Genomic DNA, 16,143 nt, shown 5'->3' with positions numbered 1-16,143 from the left:
ATGAGGACTGCACCGATGACCGACGATCTCATCATCCACAACGCGCTCATCACCACGCTCGATCGCGCCAATCCGCGCGCCGAGGCGGTGGCGATCCGCGATGGGCGCATCCTCGCCGTGGGCAGCGAGGCCGAAGTCCGCGCCGCCGCGCCCGAGGCGACCCTGATCGACGCGGGCGGACGGCGGCTGATCCCCGGCCTCATCGACAGCCACATGCACATCATTCGCGGCGGGCTGAACTTCAACATGGAGCTGCGCTGGGACGGCGTGCCGACGCTGGCGGACGCGATGGCCATGCTGAAGGCGCAGGTCGACCGCACGCCTGCGCCGCAATGGGTGCGCGTCGTCGGTGGCTTTACCGAGCACCAGTTCGCGGAGAAGCGCCTGCCCACGCTCGCCGAGCTCAACGCGGTCGCCCCCGATACGCCGGTGTTCATCCTCCACCTCTATGACCGCGCGCTGCTCAATGCTGCGGCGCTGCGCGTGGTCGGCTATGGCAAGGATACGCCGAACCCGCCGGGCGGCGAGATCGTGCGCGACGCCGCTGGCAATCCCACCGGGCTGCTGCTGGCCCAGCCCAACGCGACGATCCTCTATTCAACGCTCGCCAAAGGGCCGAAGCTGCCCGAGGACTACCAGATCAATTCCACCCGCCACTTCATGCGCGAGGTCAATTCGCTCGGTGTCACCAGCGTGATCGATGCGGGCGGCGGCTTCCAGAACTATCCCGACGACTACCGCGTGATCGAAAAGCTCCATGCGGACGGGCAGATGACCGTGCGGATCAGCTACAACCTCTTCACGCAGAAGCCGAAGGAGGAGCTGGCGGACTTTGCCGGCTGGGTGAAGCAGGTCAGCCCGGGGCAGGGCGACGACACCTATCGCCACAACGGCGCGGGCGAGATGCTCGTGTACTCCGCAGCCGATTTCGAGGATTTCCGCGTCGAGCGGCCTGACATGCCGCCCCATATGGAAGGCGATCTCGAACCGGTGATCCGCCTGCTGGCTGAGCACCGGTGGCCCTGGCGGCTCCACGCGACCTACGACGAGACCATCGGCCGCGCGCTCGATGTCTACGAGAAGGTCAACCGCGACATTCCGCTCGCCGGGATCAACTGGTTCTTCGACCATGCGGAGACCATCAGCGACCGCAACATCGACCGCATCGCCGCGCTCGGCGGCGGGATCGCGGTGCAGCACCGCATGGCCTATCAGGGCGAATACTTCGTCGAGCGCTATGGCCGCCGCGCTGCCGAGCGCACCCCGCCGATCGCGCGGATGATTGCGGCAGGCCTCCCCGTCGGCGCGGGCACCGATGCGACGCGGGTGGCAAGCTACAATCCCTGGGTTTCGCTCTCGTGGCTCGTCACCGGGCGGACGGTGGGCGGCCTCTCGCTCTATCCCGGCGCCAACCGCGTGAGCCGCGAAAAGGCGCTGGCAATGTGGACGCACGAGAACACCTGGTTTTCCAGCGAAACGGGCAAGAAGGGCCAGATCAAGGCCGGGCAGCTCGCCGATCTCGTCCTGCTCTCGGCTGATTACTTCGCCGTGCCCGAGCATGAAATCGCCCATATCCGTTCGGTGCTGACGCTGCTGGGCGGCCGCGTGGTGCATGGTGAGGGCAGTTTCACCGGGCTTGCCCCTGCGCTGCCGCCGCCGATGCCGGACTGGTCGCCGGTGCGGACCGTTGGCGGCTATCACCGCGAACCGGAAACCGCTGCCAAGCTGGCAGCTGCCTGCGGCTGCGCCTCGGCCTGCCAGGTCCACGGCCACGATCATGCCCGCGCACTGGGTGCCGCAGCGCCGGCAGCCAATGTGCAGGGTTTCTGGGGCGCGCTCGGCTGCGGGTGCTGGGCGGTCTGACATGATGGATCCCGAACCGCGCGCGGTCCACGCGCTGCTCGATTGGCCGCCGGTGTGGTTTGCCGCCCGGCTGCTGCTGGTGGGTGCCTACGCGGTGGGCGCTCTTGCCAAACTGACCGACTGGCCGGGCGCGGTTGCCGAGCAGGCGCATTTCGGGATGAGCCCGCCTGCGCTGTGGGCTGCGCTCACCATCGCGGTCGAGATAGCGGGGCCGCTGCTGATCCTCACCGGGCGGCTGGTCTGGCTGGGGGCGGGTATGCTCGGCGTGTTCACGCTGCTGGCCGCGATCAAGGCCAATGCCTTCTGGACCATGGCCGGCCCGGCGCGCTTCGCCGCTACCAATGCCTTCTTCGAGCATCTTGGCCTGATCGGCGGCTTCATCCTCGCGGCGCTGGTGGCCGAACATGCCCGGCGTGAGGGGCGGCTCTAGCACCATGGCCAGCCAGCCCACCGTCTCACTCAAGACCCCCGCCCCGCTGCTGCGATTGCTGCTCCTGCTCTCTGCAACGACCGGCATGCTCGATGCGGCGAGTATCCTGTGCCTCGGCAAGGTGTTCACCGCGAACATGACCGGCAATGTGGTGTTCCTGGCCTTTGCAGTGGCCGGCGCTCCGGGCTTCTCGCCGCTGCCGTTCATCGTGGCGCTGGCCGCGTTCATTGGCGGCGCGATGGTGGCGGGGCGCATCTGGCGCACGCGCGGTTCGCACCTGCTGCGCGATTGGCTGGTGGTCGCTGCCGGCATCGAAACCGTGCTGCTCCTCCTCGCCGCGCTGGTCGCCGCCCGGTTCGACATCGCCCGCGGCGAGCCGCTGTGGAAGCTGGCAACGATCCTTGCGCTCGTGTCCGCCGCAATGGGCTTTCGCAACGCGGTGGTGCGCCAGCTGAAGGTGCCCGATCTCACGACGACGGTGCTCACACTGACGATCACCGGCATCGCTTCGGATTCGCGGCTGGCGGCGGGGCCGTCGCCGAACCTCCCTGCTCGCCTCGGTGCCGTCGTGGCGATCTTCGCCGGTGCCGTGGTGGGCGCGCTGCTGGTCCTTCATGCCGGCCTCGCCGCCACACTCGCGTTGACGGCGGCGCTGGTGCTGGTCGGCACGCTGGTGTTCGCGCGTCACCCATTGATGGCAGACCTCAAGCGGTGAGGCTGCGGCTGGTCCTGCGTGCGGCGGTCGGATCGGCGGCGCTGCTGGCAGCCACGCCCGCCCACGCCGAGCCGCCCCAACGCACCAACCTGCGCTACGACGAAGACTGGTCGGCCAATGCGGGCAAGCCCGGGCTCGAGGGGCTCAAATACCTGAAGCTCGACGATGCGGGCGCGGCCCATGCCACCTTCGGGCTGGAACTGCGCGCGCGCTACGAAGGCTTCGACAACCCGCTGTGGGGGGATGATCCGGATATGGGCTACCTCTGGCTGCGCGCGATGCCCTATGTTGATCTGCAGGCCGGGCCGGTGCGGGCCTTTGTCCAGCCGATCGCCGGCTATGTCCGGGGCCTTTCCGGACGCAAGGGGCAGGCGGACGAGACGGGCGTCGATCTGTTGCAGGGCTTTGCCGATCTGCGCCTTGCCCTGCCGGGGGAGGGATCGATCACCCTGCGCGGGGGCCGCGGCCTGATCGGGCTCGGCTCGGAACGGCTGGTCGGGCTGCGCTATGGGCCCAATATCCCGCAAGCCTTCGATGGCGTGCGCGTGATTGCCAGCCAGGGCCGCTTCCGGCTCGATGCCTTCCATGTTCGGCCGGTGCAGGTGGGTCTGGGCGATTTTGATGATCGCACCTCCGATACGCGGCGGCTCGATGGCATCTATGCCACGGCGGCGCTTGGGGGCGGGGCCAGCGCCGATCTCTATTGGCTGGGCTATCGCAACCACGCCGCGCGCTTCGGCGGGGTGACGGGCGGCGAGGCGCGCGACACCTTCGGCCTGCGCCTTTTCGGCAAGCGCGGGCGGCTTTCATGGAACTGGGAAACGATGATCCAGCGCGGAACATTTGCCGGCAAGCGCATCCGGGCCTGGTCGCAGGCGACCGAGACGGCGCTCAGCTTTCCGCACCTGCGCTTCCAGCCGCGCCTGCGCCTGCGCGCCAATGTGGCAAGCGGGGATCGCGATCCGCAGGATGGCACGCTCGGCACCTTCAATGCCCTGTTTCCCAAGGGCCGCTATTTCGGCGAACTCACCCCGATCGGGCCGCGCAACATCATCAACCTGCACCCCAGCATTGATGTGACCATCGCCCGCAACGTGAGCCTCGAACTTTCCGGAGCAGCCTTCTGGCGCGAGACGACGGGCGACGGCATCTATGACATACCTGGCCAGTTGATCCGCGCTTCCAGCGGCAGCAAGGCGCGGCATATCGGTAATCAGGTCGAGGTTGTCGCGAGCTGGCAGATCAACCCCACACTCTCCTGCAGCGCCTCGCTCTCGCTGTTCACGCCGGGTGCCTTCCTGCGCGATACGGGGCCTTCGCGGACCATCGGCATGGCCGGTCTCGAAACCGCCTTCAAGTTCTGAACGCTCAATAGCGCGCGCCGAAACCGAGCATATATTGCGGCCCCGGATAATAGACCGCGAACGCCGCATTGGCGTAGCCCAGCGTGGTGCGCAGCGGTGTGTTGGTGATGTTGAGCGCGCTGACGGTGAACTGGAAACGCCCGGCGCTTTTCGGCACGCGGTAGATCAGCGAAAGATCGAGCTGTCCGCGCGGATCGGCGTATTGCGCAAGGTCGAGCCCGTTGAGCGGGCCATTGGCGGCGATGAACCGCCCGGTCCAGTCGTAGCGCGCACTCGCCGAAACCGGGCCGCGTTCGTAGAACAGCTCGCCCGAAGCCGACCAGCGCGGCACGCCCGGCGCGACAAGGCCGGTGGCCGAGCGCTGGTCGAGCCAGCTTGCCGTGACTGTCAGGCCCACGCCCGCCAGCAGCCGGTCCAGCGGCTGGGTCCAGGCGAAGTCGAGCCCCCGGATCAGCAGGCTCTCCAGATTGACCGGGCGGGTGAGCGAGACCGGCAATTGTGCCACCGGCACACCCGTCTGGAACGAGCGGTCGCTCAGCACATTCTGCTGGGTCGATGAAAGCGCGGCAAAAGGAATGCCGAGCGAGGCGAAAGCAACCTGCTCCGATTGCACCACCGTAAACCCGTCGATGCTGCGCGAGAACGCGGCGAGGCGGACCGAGCCGATGCCGCCGGTCGCCCATTCCAACCCCAGATCGAAGTTGCTCGAGGTATAAGGCCGGAGGCCGGGATTGCCTGCCGCCGCAATCTGGGCGGAGGAATCGGTGAAGACCGTGCTCGGCAGCAGCAGCGCGGGATCGGGCCGGGTCAGCGTCCGCGCGAAGGCAAACCGCAGCGTCAGGCGCCGGGTCAGCGCGGCGCGGATATTAGCGGAGGGGAGCCAGTTCCCGTAGCGCCGCTGCGCCGGGATCTCGACAACCTTGCCGTCCAGCAGCGCCACGCCCGTCACGGTCTGCCGCGTATCGACACCGCGCAGCCCGAGACTCAACGCGACCTCGCGCCCCAGCACCGTGAACCGGCCATTGGCCTCGCCATAGGCGGCAAGGACGCGCTCGCCGATATCGCCCGGCGGATTGCCGCCGACCTGTGTCGTCGCGAGCGGTGCGGCAGCGCTGAAGGCCTGATAGCCGGTCGCCTGCTTCAGCGCGGCGAAATCGGGCGCAATGAAACTGGTGTATCCCACCGGGCCTTTGGCGAGGCGGGCGAAATCGCCGATCGGCGCGCGCCGCAGAAGGCCTTCGAGCGCGGCATTGGGCACGCTGCCGTCCTTCCCCGCACAGTTCACGCCGCAGACCGCAAGCTGATACGCTGCGCTGTTGTCAAAGGAGCGGATCCTGCGCCGCGCCAGATCGTAGGCCCCTCCGATCTTCAGGTTCAGCCCTTCGCCTCCGAGCACCATGTCGAGCCGCGCGCTGTCAGTCTGTGTCTCGCGCGCGATGTTCTGGATGTTGAGCCGCGACCACTGCCAGCCGAGCCCCGGCTCGCCGAGATCGCGGTTGGTGGTGATCACCGGCTGGCGCGGATTGCTCCGATTGTCGAAGCGCAGGTCGATCCCCGATTGCATCGGCGTCTGGAACAGGAAGGTCGGCTGCTCGCGCCCGAAGGTGCTGCGGTTGAGGCGGGCTTGCGCCTCGATCCGCAGATGCTTTGCCGCCTGCCACGAAAGCGCCCCGCCCAGCGCGTGAAAGCGGGTGTCCTGATCGGTCAGCGTCTCCTCGGCGAGGAAGGCGGAATTGGCGAAGAGCCCCGAGGTGACCACATTGTTGGCATCGACCGTGAGCCCGATGGGCACCATGCCACCGGTCGATTGCGGCGTCTTGCCCGGCCCGGAATTGCGGACATACCACTGCATGCCGAGCCGCTCATACCGCCGCGCCGCGTGGGCATAGAGTCCATCGAGCACGAGATGGATGCGGTCCGCCGGTTGCCATTCGATGGAAGCCATGGCCGCCGTTCGCCGCCGCTTGCCGCTTAGCGCAAGCTGGCGCGCGAGACGCGGGAGCAGGGCCGCGCTGATCTGTGGGAGCGACAGGCCGGACGTCGCGACGAGGTCGACCTGATCGCCGGCGTTGAGGCCGTGCCCTGCATTGGCAGGCACGACCGAGGCATAGCTGAAGCCGTTGCCGCTATCGCCGGGGAGCCGGCAGTCTGGTCCGCAGGCGGGCACATTGGCATCGGTCCAGCCGATCGTCTCGAACCCGTCGAGCCGCTGGCTTGCTTCCAGCACCGAAACGCCTGCCAGCACGCCGATCCGCCTGCCCGCCCAGCTGGCGATCGCCGTGCCGCGCGGCGAAGTTTTCCGGTTCGCGGCGCTGTATTGCGCCTGCCCGCTCAGCGTGATGGTCAGGCCCGGTCGGTCGGAAGGCCGCAGGGTCCGCAAGTCCAGCGTGCCGTTGATCCCGCCTTCGGGCATCCCCGCCGAAGCCGCCAGCAGCACATCGCCCCGGGCAAAGAATTCCGAGGGCAGGATATCGAGATCAACCCCGCGTCCGCGCGATCCGCCATTGGTGCCGCCATCGGAGGCCACCTGCAGCGACGCGCCATTGAGCAGGACCCGCGCGAACTCCGATCCCAGCCCCCGGATCGAAAGCTGCACGCCTTCGCCGGTGATATCACGGCCCAGCCGCACGCCGGGCAGGCGGTCCAGCGTCTCGGCGATGTTCGCGCCGGATGTCCTCGCAATGTCATCCAGTGCCAGTGTCTCGATCAACTCCGGCGACCGGCGCCGGCGCTCCAGTGCTTCGAGCAGGGTGGAGCGCAGCCCCGTGACGAGGATCGGCGTGTCCGGCTGTTCATCGGAGGCCGCTGCAAGGCCTGGCTCGCTTTCGGCACCGACGGGCTGCGCCGAGGCCCCGCCCGGGCTGGCGATCAATGCACCCGAAACGGCTGCCACAAGGCGCTTGTACCCCCTCGCGTGAACAGCAACGCCAAGCACAACAGTGCACCTCCCCCCATGATCGGAACAATACATCCATTTTGGCCAGGAGTCGTAGGTCTATTTGGTCGCATGGTAAGTCCTCGAACAGCGATCGGGCTGGCAAACAGTGACCGAAAGCCAGCAATCAATACTTCCGGGGTGAGGCCTGCGAACCCGGCAGTGAATGCGAATTGTCGTGTGCATTCCAATTGTCTGGTGAAGCGTCTTTGATGCAGCCCCGGCCCCATCGAACGCGCCGGCGGCCTCGTCGCGGGCCGAGAGCTACCACCCCATTTACCATCGATCCTGCGGCATCAGCGCTTCCTGCGTAGTCTTCCCGTGGCAAATTTTTCCGCAAATTTACGATTTGGAAGGCGATTTGCCTGCATGGACGGAGCTTGGGTCATTCTCGTGCCCGCGATCCGCCATTTGCGGCGGCGTTGCGTCCTATCGCGAAAGACCCCCGGGCTCCGGGCTCGGCCAGTCTGTTGGAGGAATGTCGCCACATGCCGCGTCGGTCGAAAGCAACGGGAGGCCAGTTCCGCGCCTCGATGCGATCACTGATCGGGAGCCTGCTGCGCGATACGGCAGGCAACACGCTGGGCATTGTCCTTGCCACGATCATTCTCCTTGTCAGCCTCGCAGGCAGCGGCACCGATATGGCGCGCGCCTACATGACCAAGACCAGCCTGCAGAATGCTTGTGATGCGGGCGTGCTGGCAGGCCGCAAGGCCATGGCGACCACGGGCACTTACGGGACCACGGAGACGGCGAAGGCGAACAAGATGTTCAACTTCAACTTCAACCCGTCCGCCACCAATTCCCAGAGCGTAAACTTCACCACGGCCTCATCCGGCACCGGCGCGGTGAGCGGGACTGCATCGACGGTCATGCCCACGGTGATCATGGGTATTTTCGGCTTCAAGTCGATCACACTGACGGTTGCGTGCAGCGCCGAACTGCAGATGGCGAGCGCAGACGTGATGTTCGTGCTCGATACCACCGGCTCGATGGCCTGCAATCCGGACGGGTCGAACTGCAATAGCAGCAGCACGTCCAAGATCATTGGCCTGCGCCAGGCGCTCCGCGATTTCTACAAGACCGTTGCCGCTGCGGTGGTCGACAAGACCAATACGCGCATCCGCTTCGGGTTCGTGCCCTATACGGCAACGGTGAACATGGGTGGCATCATCGCCGCCGGGCAGATGCCGACGAGCTATTTCGCCAACACCCAGCCGTTCCAGACGGCGCTCGCGAACTTCAAGACCAAGGTCTTTGTCCCCACGGCCGGCTCGCCTGTGGCGACTACAGAAACGTTCGGATCGAGCATCACGCAGACGGATTGCAACAACTACGGCGTCAACGCCTATCCCAGCGCGGGCGGCAATCCCGTGGACACCGGCGGTCCAGCCCCTGCAGATACCGTCCGGACGACTTATTCATACAGGTCGTGGACCAAGGACAGCGGCAAAAATGCCACGACAGGTACCTGCGTTCGCAACAAGTCGGTGACGACGACGACCTATGCCACGCGCTATCAGTTCACCAACTGGACCTTCCAGGCCGCGACGATCAACATGGCCGCGTTCAAGGGCATGGGCAACGTGCCCGTGGTCACGAACATCTCGGCGACCGCAACGGTGCCCAACGAAGGCACCTACGACATGCCCTCGCTGGCAGCCCTCAACGGCACCACCGGCGTGACCGGGCTCACCACCACCAACACCAAGTGGGACGGCTGCATCGAAGAGCGCAAGACTGTCCAGAACCTCGCAATGAATCCGGTGCCGAGCGGGGCGACCGACCTCGACATCGATTCCGTGCCGACGGACGATGATACCCGCTGGAAGATCTACGAAAACGATCTGCTGTGGTATCGTGGCTCCACCAACGTGGCTTCCGTTACCTCTTCCACTATTCCCAATGGCTACGGCCGCGAAAGCTCGCAGTGCCCGCCGCGTGCGATGCTCTTCACCGATGTCGACACCTCGGCTCCGACAGTCGTGCCGACCTGGCTCGAAACCTATGTCAACACGCTGGTGGCGTCGGGCAGCACCTATCACGATATCGGTATGATCTGGGGCGCCCGTCTGGCGAGCCCGACCGGGCTCTTCCAGTCCAATGTCAACGCTGATCCCGTCAAGTTTCCGTCGGTCAGCCGTCATATCATCTTCATGACCGACGGTGAAATGGCGCCGACGATCGACAGCTACAGCGCCTATGGCGAGGAACTCTACGACAACCGCGTGGCGCCTTCAGGAACCTCGAGCACCACGCTGAAGAATTATCACAACAACCGCTTCCTGGCGGCCTGCACCAAGGCCAAGAACCTTGGCTATACCGTCTGGCTGATCGGCTTCGGCACCTCGCTCACCACGCAGATGACCAGCTGCGCGACTGCTGGCCGTGCCTATTACGCCAGCGATACGACCGCGCTCAACAACACCTTCAAGTTCATCGCCGGCCAGGTGGCCGACCTGCGGATCAACAAGTGATGGCTCTGCGCGCCATGCACCACTTCTTCCGCCGGTTGCGCGAGCGCGCGTTGCTGCGTGATCGGCGCGGTGTCAGCGCGGTCGAATTCGGCCTGACAGCGCCGATCCTGTTTCTGGTCGTGTTCGGCACGTTGCAGATCGCACAGGGCTACTACGTCCGCACGGTGCTTACGGGATCGATCAATGCGGCGGCGCGCAAATCGTCGCTGCAGAGCGGCCAGACCAATTCGACGACGCTCGACACGCTGGTTTCGAATAGCATCAAGTATGTCATGCCCACGGCGAGCGTCACGTTCACGCGGAAAAACTATGCCGAATTCTCCGCGGTCGGCATGCCGGAGGATTTTACCGATACCAACAAGAACGGCACGTACGACTCGACCGAATGCTTTGTCGACATGAACGGCAATGGTGTCTGGGATGCCGATATGGGCAAGAGCGGCCTTGGCGGCGCGAACGATGTCGTCGTCTATACGGTGACCGTTTCCTACAAGCAGTGGTTCGGGTTCGCCAAGATGTTCGGCCTGCCCGAATACCAGACCGTTCCGCAGACGACGATCCTCAAGAACCAGCCCTTCGCGACGCAGGCTACCCGCACGGGGACATCGAAATGCCCATGATCATCCCGCCGCGCAGCACGGATCGCCGGTCCAAGAAGCCCCTGCGGCGCTTCCTGCGGCGCCTTGCGCGCAGCACGAGCGCGGTGAGCGCCGTCGAGCTTGGCCTTGCCATGCCATTCCTCATGGGATTGTCGCTGACCGGGGTCGAGGTCGTGAATCTGGCGCTGATCCACGTGCGGCTCAACCAGCTCGCGATCACCGTTGCAGACAACGCGAGCCGCGCCAAGCAGACGCAGGTAAACGGTGCGCCGCAGTTCCGCGAATACGACATGAACCAGGTGTTTCGTGCCGCAGCGCTGCAGGCCGAGGACCTGCAGATCCCGACGCGCGGCCGGGTGATTGTCTCCAGCCTTCAGGTCAACAGTTCGGGCGGCCAGTGGATTGCCTGGCAGCGCTGTTGGGGCAAGAATACATGGGCCTCGCGCTATGGAACGCAGGGTACGGGCGCCACGGGCACTTCGTTTGCAGGCATGGGCTACACGACCACGAAGATGACCGCCGACTCCGGGACCGCGATCATGTTCGTCGAGATCGCCTATGATTACAAACCGTTCTTCCTCGGCAGCGTGCTTCCCTCGAAGCTGATCCGCAAGGAAGCCGCGCTCTATGTGCGCGATGATCGCGACCTGACCCAGATCTACAATCCCTCACCCGTACAGACCGTCGCCACCTGCTAGGCAGGCGCGGCTGCCGGAGCGGGTACAAATCGGCTGATCACCCAGGCCACGAAACCGAACCACACGGCGCCCAGCGCAATCGCCACAATGACCTGGCGGAAGTTCTCGCCAGCCTGAATCACAGGTGCATTGAGCACGGTGATGAACAACATCGTGCTCTGGTTGCAGAAGAGCGCAGCGCGGCCGGCCACGACCAGAAAAACTGCGACGATCATCAGCAGCAGTGCCAGTATGATCAGCTGCGGGCTGCCCATTGCGGCGCCCGTTTGCAGCATGAAGCTGAGGCTCGCCCCGGTAAGCGCGCCGATCAGCGCGCCGGGCAGCGCCTTCAATGACAGTTCGTGGAGCGCCGACCAGGCCCACAGCAGCAGGAACCCCGCATAGAGCGGCGTGACATGCAGCCACGCGCCCAGCGCAACGAAACCGGCGATCACGACGATCACGCCCAGCGTGATGATCGCGGCTTGGCCCAAAGGCATCTGATGCGGCGGTGCCGCCCCGGCTGGTGTCGACATGATCTGGCTCTCCCACGGTGCCCGGTGCGGCTCTCCCGCCCGGATCTGCCGCGAAGGCTCGCCCGCGCGCCGGTCCTTGTCAACTGTGCCGCCTTTGCGCTGCTGCGTGCCGGTGCTAGGCCAAGTGCCATGACCGCTCTGCTCGATCCGTTTCACGCCATCACGATTTCCGCCATCGCCCAGCGCCTCATGGCCGAGGGCCGCTCGGTCATCCGCATGGAATATGGCCAGCCCTCGACCGGCGCGCCGGCCGCAGCGCTCGCCCGTGCGCGCACCGTGCTGGACGAGGACGACAAGGGCTACTGGGAAAGCACCGAACTGCTGGCTCGGCTCGCACGATACGTGGAGGGGACCACCGGGGTTGCGGTCTCGCCATCACAGATCGTGCTCACCTGCGGAGCCTCGCCTGCGCTGGTCATCGCGCTTTCGCTGCGCTTCGGCCCCGGCGCGCGCGTCGCCATCGCGCGGCCGGGCTATGTCGCTTATCGCAACACGCTGCGCGCGCTGCATATCGAACCGGTCGAGCTGCCTTGCGGTCCCGAAGTTGGCTACCAGATCACCGCCGCCGCGCTGGAAGCGCTCGATCCCGCACCCGATGGCGTGATCATCGCCAGCCCTGCCAACCCGACCGGCACCGTGATCGCGCCCGAGGAAATGGCTGCGATTGCAGAGGTGTGCCGCGCGCGCGGGATCCGCATTGTCTCGGACGAGATCTATCAGGGCATCACCTATGGCGCGCCGGCCAGCTCGATGCTGCCGTTCGACCGCAAGGCGATCGTGGTGAACAGCTTCTCCAAGTATTTCAGCATGCCGGGCTGGCGGCTGGGCTGGCTGGTCGTGCCGCCGGATCTCGTCGATCAGGCGCGCGCGCGGATGGGCAACCTGTTCCTCACGCCGCCCTCGCTCAGCCAGCACGCGGGCCTTGCGGCGCTCGATTGCGGCGCGGAACTCGATGGCCATGTGCGCACTTACGCACGCAATCGCGATCTGTTGCTGGCGGCGCTGCCGGCCATGGGCCTCGCGCGGATCGCTCCGCCGGACGGTGCGTTTTATGTCTACGCCGATGTCGGCCATCTGACGCAGGATTCGATGGCCTTCTGCATTCGCCTGCTGGAGGAAACCGGCGTCGCAACTGCGCCGGGGATCGACTTCGACCCGGTCGATGGACACCGCTTCGTCCGTTTCAGCTTTGCTGTCTCAACCCCGCTGGTGGAGGAAGCCATCGCGCGCATGGTGCCCTGGTTCCAGGCGCAAAACGCGCTGGCGCCGGCCTGATCCCGCAACAAAAAAGGGGGCAGCCCAGAGACTGCCCCCGTTTTTTTCCGGATCAAGCGATCACAGCGCGATCGCGAGCGACGCGCGGGCCGAATAGCCGGTGCCGCCGCCTTCAAGCTTTTCGTAGCCGCCGCTGATCTTCCACGTGTAGTCGAGCCCGCCCTGGATCAGGCTGACTTCGCCGGTCCAGGCCGAAGGCATCTGCTGGCCGGTGAGCGTGAAGGTATCGCCGCCGCTGGTCGCGCCGCGATTGAACGTCGCAATGGTGTTGCCCACCTCGCCCGAGATACGGCTGCGGCGACCGCCTTCGACCTCGACAGTGAAGGGACGGTTTTCGTAGTCGCCCGGCGCCGTGCTCCAGCTGGCGACCAGCGTGGTCGTGCCGTTCACCACCTGGCTGGTGCGGCCCGCCACCGTCAGCGCCAGCGGAGCGCTCCCGGTTTCGGTGTAGCCGTTTTCCTTGAGGCGGAAGTATTCGATCGTCGCGCGCGGCTTGATCTTGAAATGATCGCCGATCGGAACGGCATAGGAAATGCCGCCCGCGCCGGAAATCATCGTGCCCTTCCACTTGCCGCCCGCGCCGTAGCTGAACGCCTGGCTATCGACCGTTCCGGCAAAGGTGCGCGTCGAAGTGAAGGAGGGACGGCCATAGCCGATGCGCGCGTAGGCATAGAGCGGCCCCGAGGCGAGGCGCCAGAACGCCGCCAGCTCGATGTCGCTGACCTTGACCTTCTGCGTGGCATCGGTGGTCGAATTGCCCGTGAAGTAGGTGAACGAGCCGCCGACGTGGCCGAAGCCCAGCGCCTTCTCGAAGCCGAGCGAGAGACCGCCGCCGCTGTTGCTGTAGCCCTGGGTGGTGCCGGCCGTCTTCTTGCCCTTGAAGTAGATCGGTTCGACCCACGCACCGGCATTGCTGATGGTGAACCAGCTCGAATCGTCATCGATCCGTCGTGCCGCGAGGCGCGTGCCGCGCGTGAGCAGATCGAGCGAACCGCCCGCATAATCAGGCAGCATCTGGTTGAACTGAGTCTGCAAGGTGGCCGTATCGGCAGCCTGCAGCAGGCTCGACTGCAGCAGCGTGTCCTTCGCGGCGTTGGCGAGGATCGCGTTGTAGGCCTGCGACTGCGGGACATTGAGCCCGATTTCGCTGGCAGACTTGCGCGCGATCGTCAGCGTCACGTCGTTGCCTGCCGCCGCCACGGTGCCCTTGAACAGCACCGGCAGGTTGAGCGCCGAGCTGGCGACATTGGCGCCGCCCGTCAGCGTACCGGCGCTGAGCACGGTGTAGGTGCCTTCCGCCTTGGCGAGCGAGGTGACCCGGGCCGAGATCTTCGCGCCGCTGGCGAAGTTCGCCGTGTTCGCCACGAGCTTGGAGGCCGTCCCCGTCGCGCCGTCGACATAGACGCCCAGCGTGCCGGTCGCGCCGACATCGAGCGACTTGATCGTGGTCGTGGTCGCCGAATTGGCCCCGAACGTGCCGCCGTTCACGGCGACGGCCAGCTGCGAACCGCCGGTCACCGTGCCGCGATAGATTGCCTTGTCGGCAAGGGTCAGCGTGCCGACCTGATCGTTCAGGATCAGCGTGCCGGTGAAGCGCGAGTTGCCGGCCATCGCCAGCGAGCCCGTGCCGGTGCCGAAATCGATGTTGCCGGTGTACTTGGCATCGTCCGCCAGTTTCACTGTGTCGTTGCCGGCACCCAGGAAGCTGTTGCCGGTGACCGTGCCCGAACCGATGTCGAGCGTATCGTTGCCGCTGCCGGTGTAGATGTTGCCCTTGATCGAGGTGTAGACCTTGGCGGTATCGGGATCGTAGCCGGTGGCCGCCTTGTCGGCGGTCTGCGAGGTCGCATCGGTGCTGTTGAGGTACTGCTTGATCGTCACGCCCGAGGTGTTGGCCGAGACGTCGATCGCGGCCAGCTGGTCCTCGCTCGAACCGGTGACCGAGATGGTCTTGTTGTTGTTGATCGTGGTGAGCGTGCCCGAAAGGTCCTTGATCGCCGCCGAAGAGCCGATGCCCGGCTGGCTGATCACGGCGCTGATCGTGCCGTTGTTGTAGAGCGTACCGACAGTCGATCCCGAGTTGATCAGGATGCCGACTGCGCCCGCGTCAACCGTGGTCGCGGTCACGCTGCCGTTGACGGCGATGCCCTTGGTCAGCGTGACGTTGCCGCCCTTGCCGCCGATCACGACCGCCGAGGCGTTGGTCGAGCTGAACGTGGACGTTGCCGCCACGCTGCCGTCGATGCCGAGCGAATAGGTACCATTTGTGGTGGTGCCGCCGCCGATGGTGATATCGCGGGTGCCGCCGATCTGGAGTGCCGGGGCGTTGCCCACGGACTGGATCGAGCCGGTGGTCTCCGCCGTGGTGCCGCTGCCCGAAGCGGTCGTCACGATCACGCCGCCAGCCACGTTGCCGTTGATTTCGACAGCAGCCTTGCCGGTGGAAAGTGCGCTGCGCGGCAGGGTCTGCGTCGCTCCGCTATCTGCCGTATAGCTTGCCGACTGCGAGAGCGAGCCGTTGATCTTGACGAGGCCGCCGACATCGCCGTCCACCACCAGCGCCTGCGTGCCGCTGCCGACCACGCCGATGGTGCCGCCCGCCGCAACGTTGCCCGAAACCGCGCCGGTGCGGATGCCGACCGAATTGTCGCCCTTGATCTTGATCGTGCCGGTGTTGGTGACCGAGCCGGTCAGTGCCGAATCCACCGCGATACCGGCCGAGTTGAGGCCATCGACGGTGATCGTGCCGGTGTTCGAGATCGTGCCGGTGGCCGTGCCGCCGGGGGCGACGCGGATGCCGTAGCGACCAGTCGCCTGCGCGATCGGTCCCTCTGGGATGCCGTTGCCGTCAGTATCGGGCGGGGTGAAGCTTTCCAGCACCTGGATCGTGCCGGCGTTCGAGACGTTAGAAGTGGTGCCGCTCTGGACCACGACGCCCGCAGCGCCGTTGCCCGCACCCATGTCGAGCGTGCCGCCGGACTGGACCGTCACGTCCTTCGATGCATCGACCGTCACGGCCGTGCCGGTGTCGAGCTTGATCGTGCCGCCGCTTGCGACGGTCACCGCGCCGGCGGTCGAGGTTACCAGCGGGGTGGTCGTCGCAGTGCTGACGGTGGTGTCGGCAAATGCGGGGCTCACGCCTGCCATGAGGGCAGCCGGTGCGGCCGTGGCGAGGAGGTTTGCCACATTCTTGGCCGCGTTCTTAACGGTGCGGGCGATCGGGGTTGAGCTGTCCATCGGTATCTCGTCATCCGGCATGGGGTGCATCGCCA

The 16,143-nt window shown here is 65.9% G+C and carries 11 protein-coding genes; 8 read left to right on the top strand and 3 right to left on the bottom strand.

Going from position 1 to position 16,143, the window contains the following annotated elements; translation table 11 throughout:
* The first annotated feature begins 15 nt into the window (after nt 1-15).
* The 4 genes from ACODS2_RS08755 to ACODS2_RS08740 are packed head-to-tail and all read left to right on the top strand — an operon-like array spanning nt 16 to nt 4,372.
* Nucleotides 16-1,863, top strand: a complete 1,848-nt coding sequence (locus tag ACODS2_RS08755) for an amidohydrolase (protein WP_488998608.1) — start codon at nt 16-18, stop codon at nt 1,861-1,863.
* A gap of 1 nt (nt 1,864) precedes the next feature.
* Nucleotides 1,865-2,293, top strand: a complete 429-nt coding sequence (locus ACODS2_RS08750) for a DoxX family protein (protein WP_488998462.1) — start codon at nt 1,865-1,867, stop codon at nt 2,291-2,293.
* Nucleotides 2,294-2,297: 4 nt separating this feature from the next.
* Nucleotides 2,298-3,008 carry a YoaK family protein gene (locus tag ACODS2_RS08745; protein ID WP_488998461.1) on the top strand — a complete coding sequence of 237 codons (711 nt, stop codon included), beginning with the start codon at nt 2,298-2,300 and terminating at the stop codon, nt 3,006-3,008.
* Nucleotides 3,005-4,372 (top strand): alginate export family protein, encoded by a 1,368-nt coding sequence (locus ACODS2_RS08740; RefSeq protein WP_488998460.1) that lies wholly within the window; start codon nt 3,005-3,007, stop codon nt 4,370-4,372. Before ACODS2_RS08745 ends, ACODS2_RS08740 begins: the two co-directional genes overlap by 4 nt.
* Before the next feature lie 4 nt (nt 4,373-4,376).
* Here the strand turns inward: ACODS2_RS08740 and ACODS2_RS08735 are convergent, their stop codons facing one another.
* A complete protein-coding gene (locus tag ACODS2_RS08735; RefSeq protein WP_488998459.1) occupies nt 4,377-7,265 on the bottom strand; it encodes a TonB-dependent receptor in 2,889 nt (962 codons plus the stop codon).
* Between the two features lie 530 nt (nt 7,266-7,795).
* On the opposite strand from ACODS2_RS08735, the gene ACODS2_RS08730 reads away from it, so the two are divergent.
* From ACODS2_RS08730 to ACODS2_RS08720, 3 genes are read left to right on the top strand one after another with little or no spacing between them, the layout of a single operon-like run.
* On the top strand, nt 7,796-9,784 hold the full coding sequence (locus ACODS2_RS08730) for a TadE/TadG family type IV pilus assembly protein (protein ID WP_488998458.1): 1,989 nt from the start codon (nt 7,796-7,798) through the stop codon (nt 9,782-9,784).
* Nucleotides 9,784-10,404: a TadE family protein gene (locus tag ACODS2_RS08725; RefSeq protein WP_488998457.1), complete on the top strand. Its 621-nt coding sequence runs from the start codon at nt 9,784-9,786 to the stop codon at nt 10,402-10,404. The genes ACODS2_RS08730 and ACODS2_RS08725 overlap by 1 nt, the downstream gene beginning before the upstream one ends.
* Nucleotides 10,395-11,081: a TadE/TadG family type IV pilus assembly protein gene (locus ACODS2_RS08720; protein WP_488998456.1), complete on the top strand. Its 687-nt coding sequence runs from the start codon at nt 10,395-10,397 to the stop codon at nt 11,079-11,081. The genes ACODS2_RS08725 and ACODS2_RS08720 overlap by 10 nt, the downstream gene beginning before the upstream one ends.
* Here the strand turns inward: ACODS2_RS08720 and ACODS2_RS08715 are convergent.
* Nucleotides 11,078-11,752 (bottom strand): hypothetical protein, encoded by a 675-nt coding sequence (locus ACODS2_RS08715; RefSeq protein ID WP_488998455.1) that lies wholly within the window; start codon nt 11,750-11,752, stop codon nt 11,078-11,080. The genes ACODS2_RS08720 and ACODS2_RS08715 overlap by 4 nt on opposite strands.
* On the opposite strand from ACODS2_RS08715, the gene ACODS2_RS08710 reads away from it, so the two are divergent.
* Nucleotides 11,726-12,871 (top strand): pyridoxal phosphate-dependent aminotransferase, encoded by a 1,146-nt coding sequence (locus ACODS2_RS08710; RefSeq protein WP_488998454.1) that lies wholly within the window; start codon nt 11,726-11,728, stop codon nt 12,869-12,871. The genes ACODS2_RS08715 and ACODS2_RS08710 overlap by 27 nt on opposite strands.
* Nucleotides 12,872-12,931: 60 nt before the next feature.
* On the opposite strand, the gene ACODS2_RS08705 is transcribed toward ACODS2_RS08710, so the two are convergent.
* A complete protein-coding gene (locus ACODS2_RS08705) occupies nt 12,932-16,108 on the bottom strand; it encodes an autotransporter domain-containing protein (protein ID WP_488998453.1) in 3,177 nt (1,058 codons plus the stop codon).
* Between the last annotated feature and the right edge of the window lie 35 nt (nt 16,109-16,143).

This window comes from Novosphingobium sp. FG137 (assembly GCF_057809735.1).
Note: the sequence above shows the minus strand (reverse complement) of the source record. Positions and strands in the feature narration are given on the sequence as shown.

What these genes read in the sequence shown, in the direction of transcription:
- ACODS2_RS08755 (WP_488998608.1), top strand. Translation starts at nt 16, where the DNA reads ATGACCGACGATCTCATCATCCACAACGCGCTCATCACCACGCTCGAT.
- ACODS2_RS08710 (WP_488998454.1), top strand. Translation starts at nt 11,726, where the DNA reads ATGACCGCTCTGCTCGATCCGTTTCACGCCATCACGATTTCCGCCATC.
- ACODS2_RS08725 (WP_488998457.1), top strand. Translation starts at nt 9,784, where the DNA reads ATGGCTCTGCGCGCCATGCACCACTTCTTCCGCCGGTTGCGCGAGCGC.
- ACODS2_RS08730 (WP_488998458.1), top strand. Translation starts at nt 7,796, where the DNA reads ATGCCGCGTCGGTCGAAAGCAACGGGAGGCCAGTTCCGCGCCTCGATG.
- ACODS2_RS08705 (WP_488998453.1), bottom strand. Translation starts at nt 16,108, where the DNA reads ATGGACAGCTCAACCCCGATCGCCCGCACCGTTAAGAACGCGGCCAAG.
- ACODS2_RS08745 (WP_488998461.1), top strand. Translation starts at nt 2,298, where the DNA reads ATGGCCAGCCAGCCCACCGTCTCACTCAAGACCCCCGCCCCGCTGCTG.
- ACODS2_RS08750 (WP_488998462.1), top strand. Translation starts at nt 1,865, where the DNA reads ATGATGGATCCCGAACCGCGCGCGGTCCACGCGCTGCTCGATTGGCCG.
- ACODS2_RS08720 (WP_488998456.1), top strand. Translation starts at nt 10,395, where the DNA reads ATGCCCATGATCATCCCGCCGCGCAGCACGGATCGCCGGTCCAAGAAG.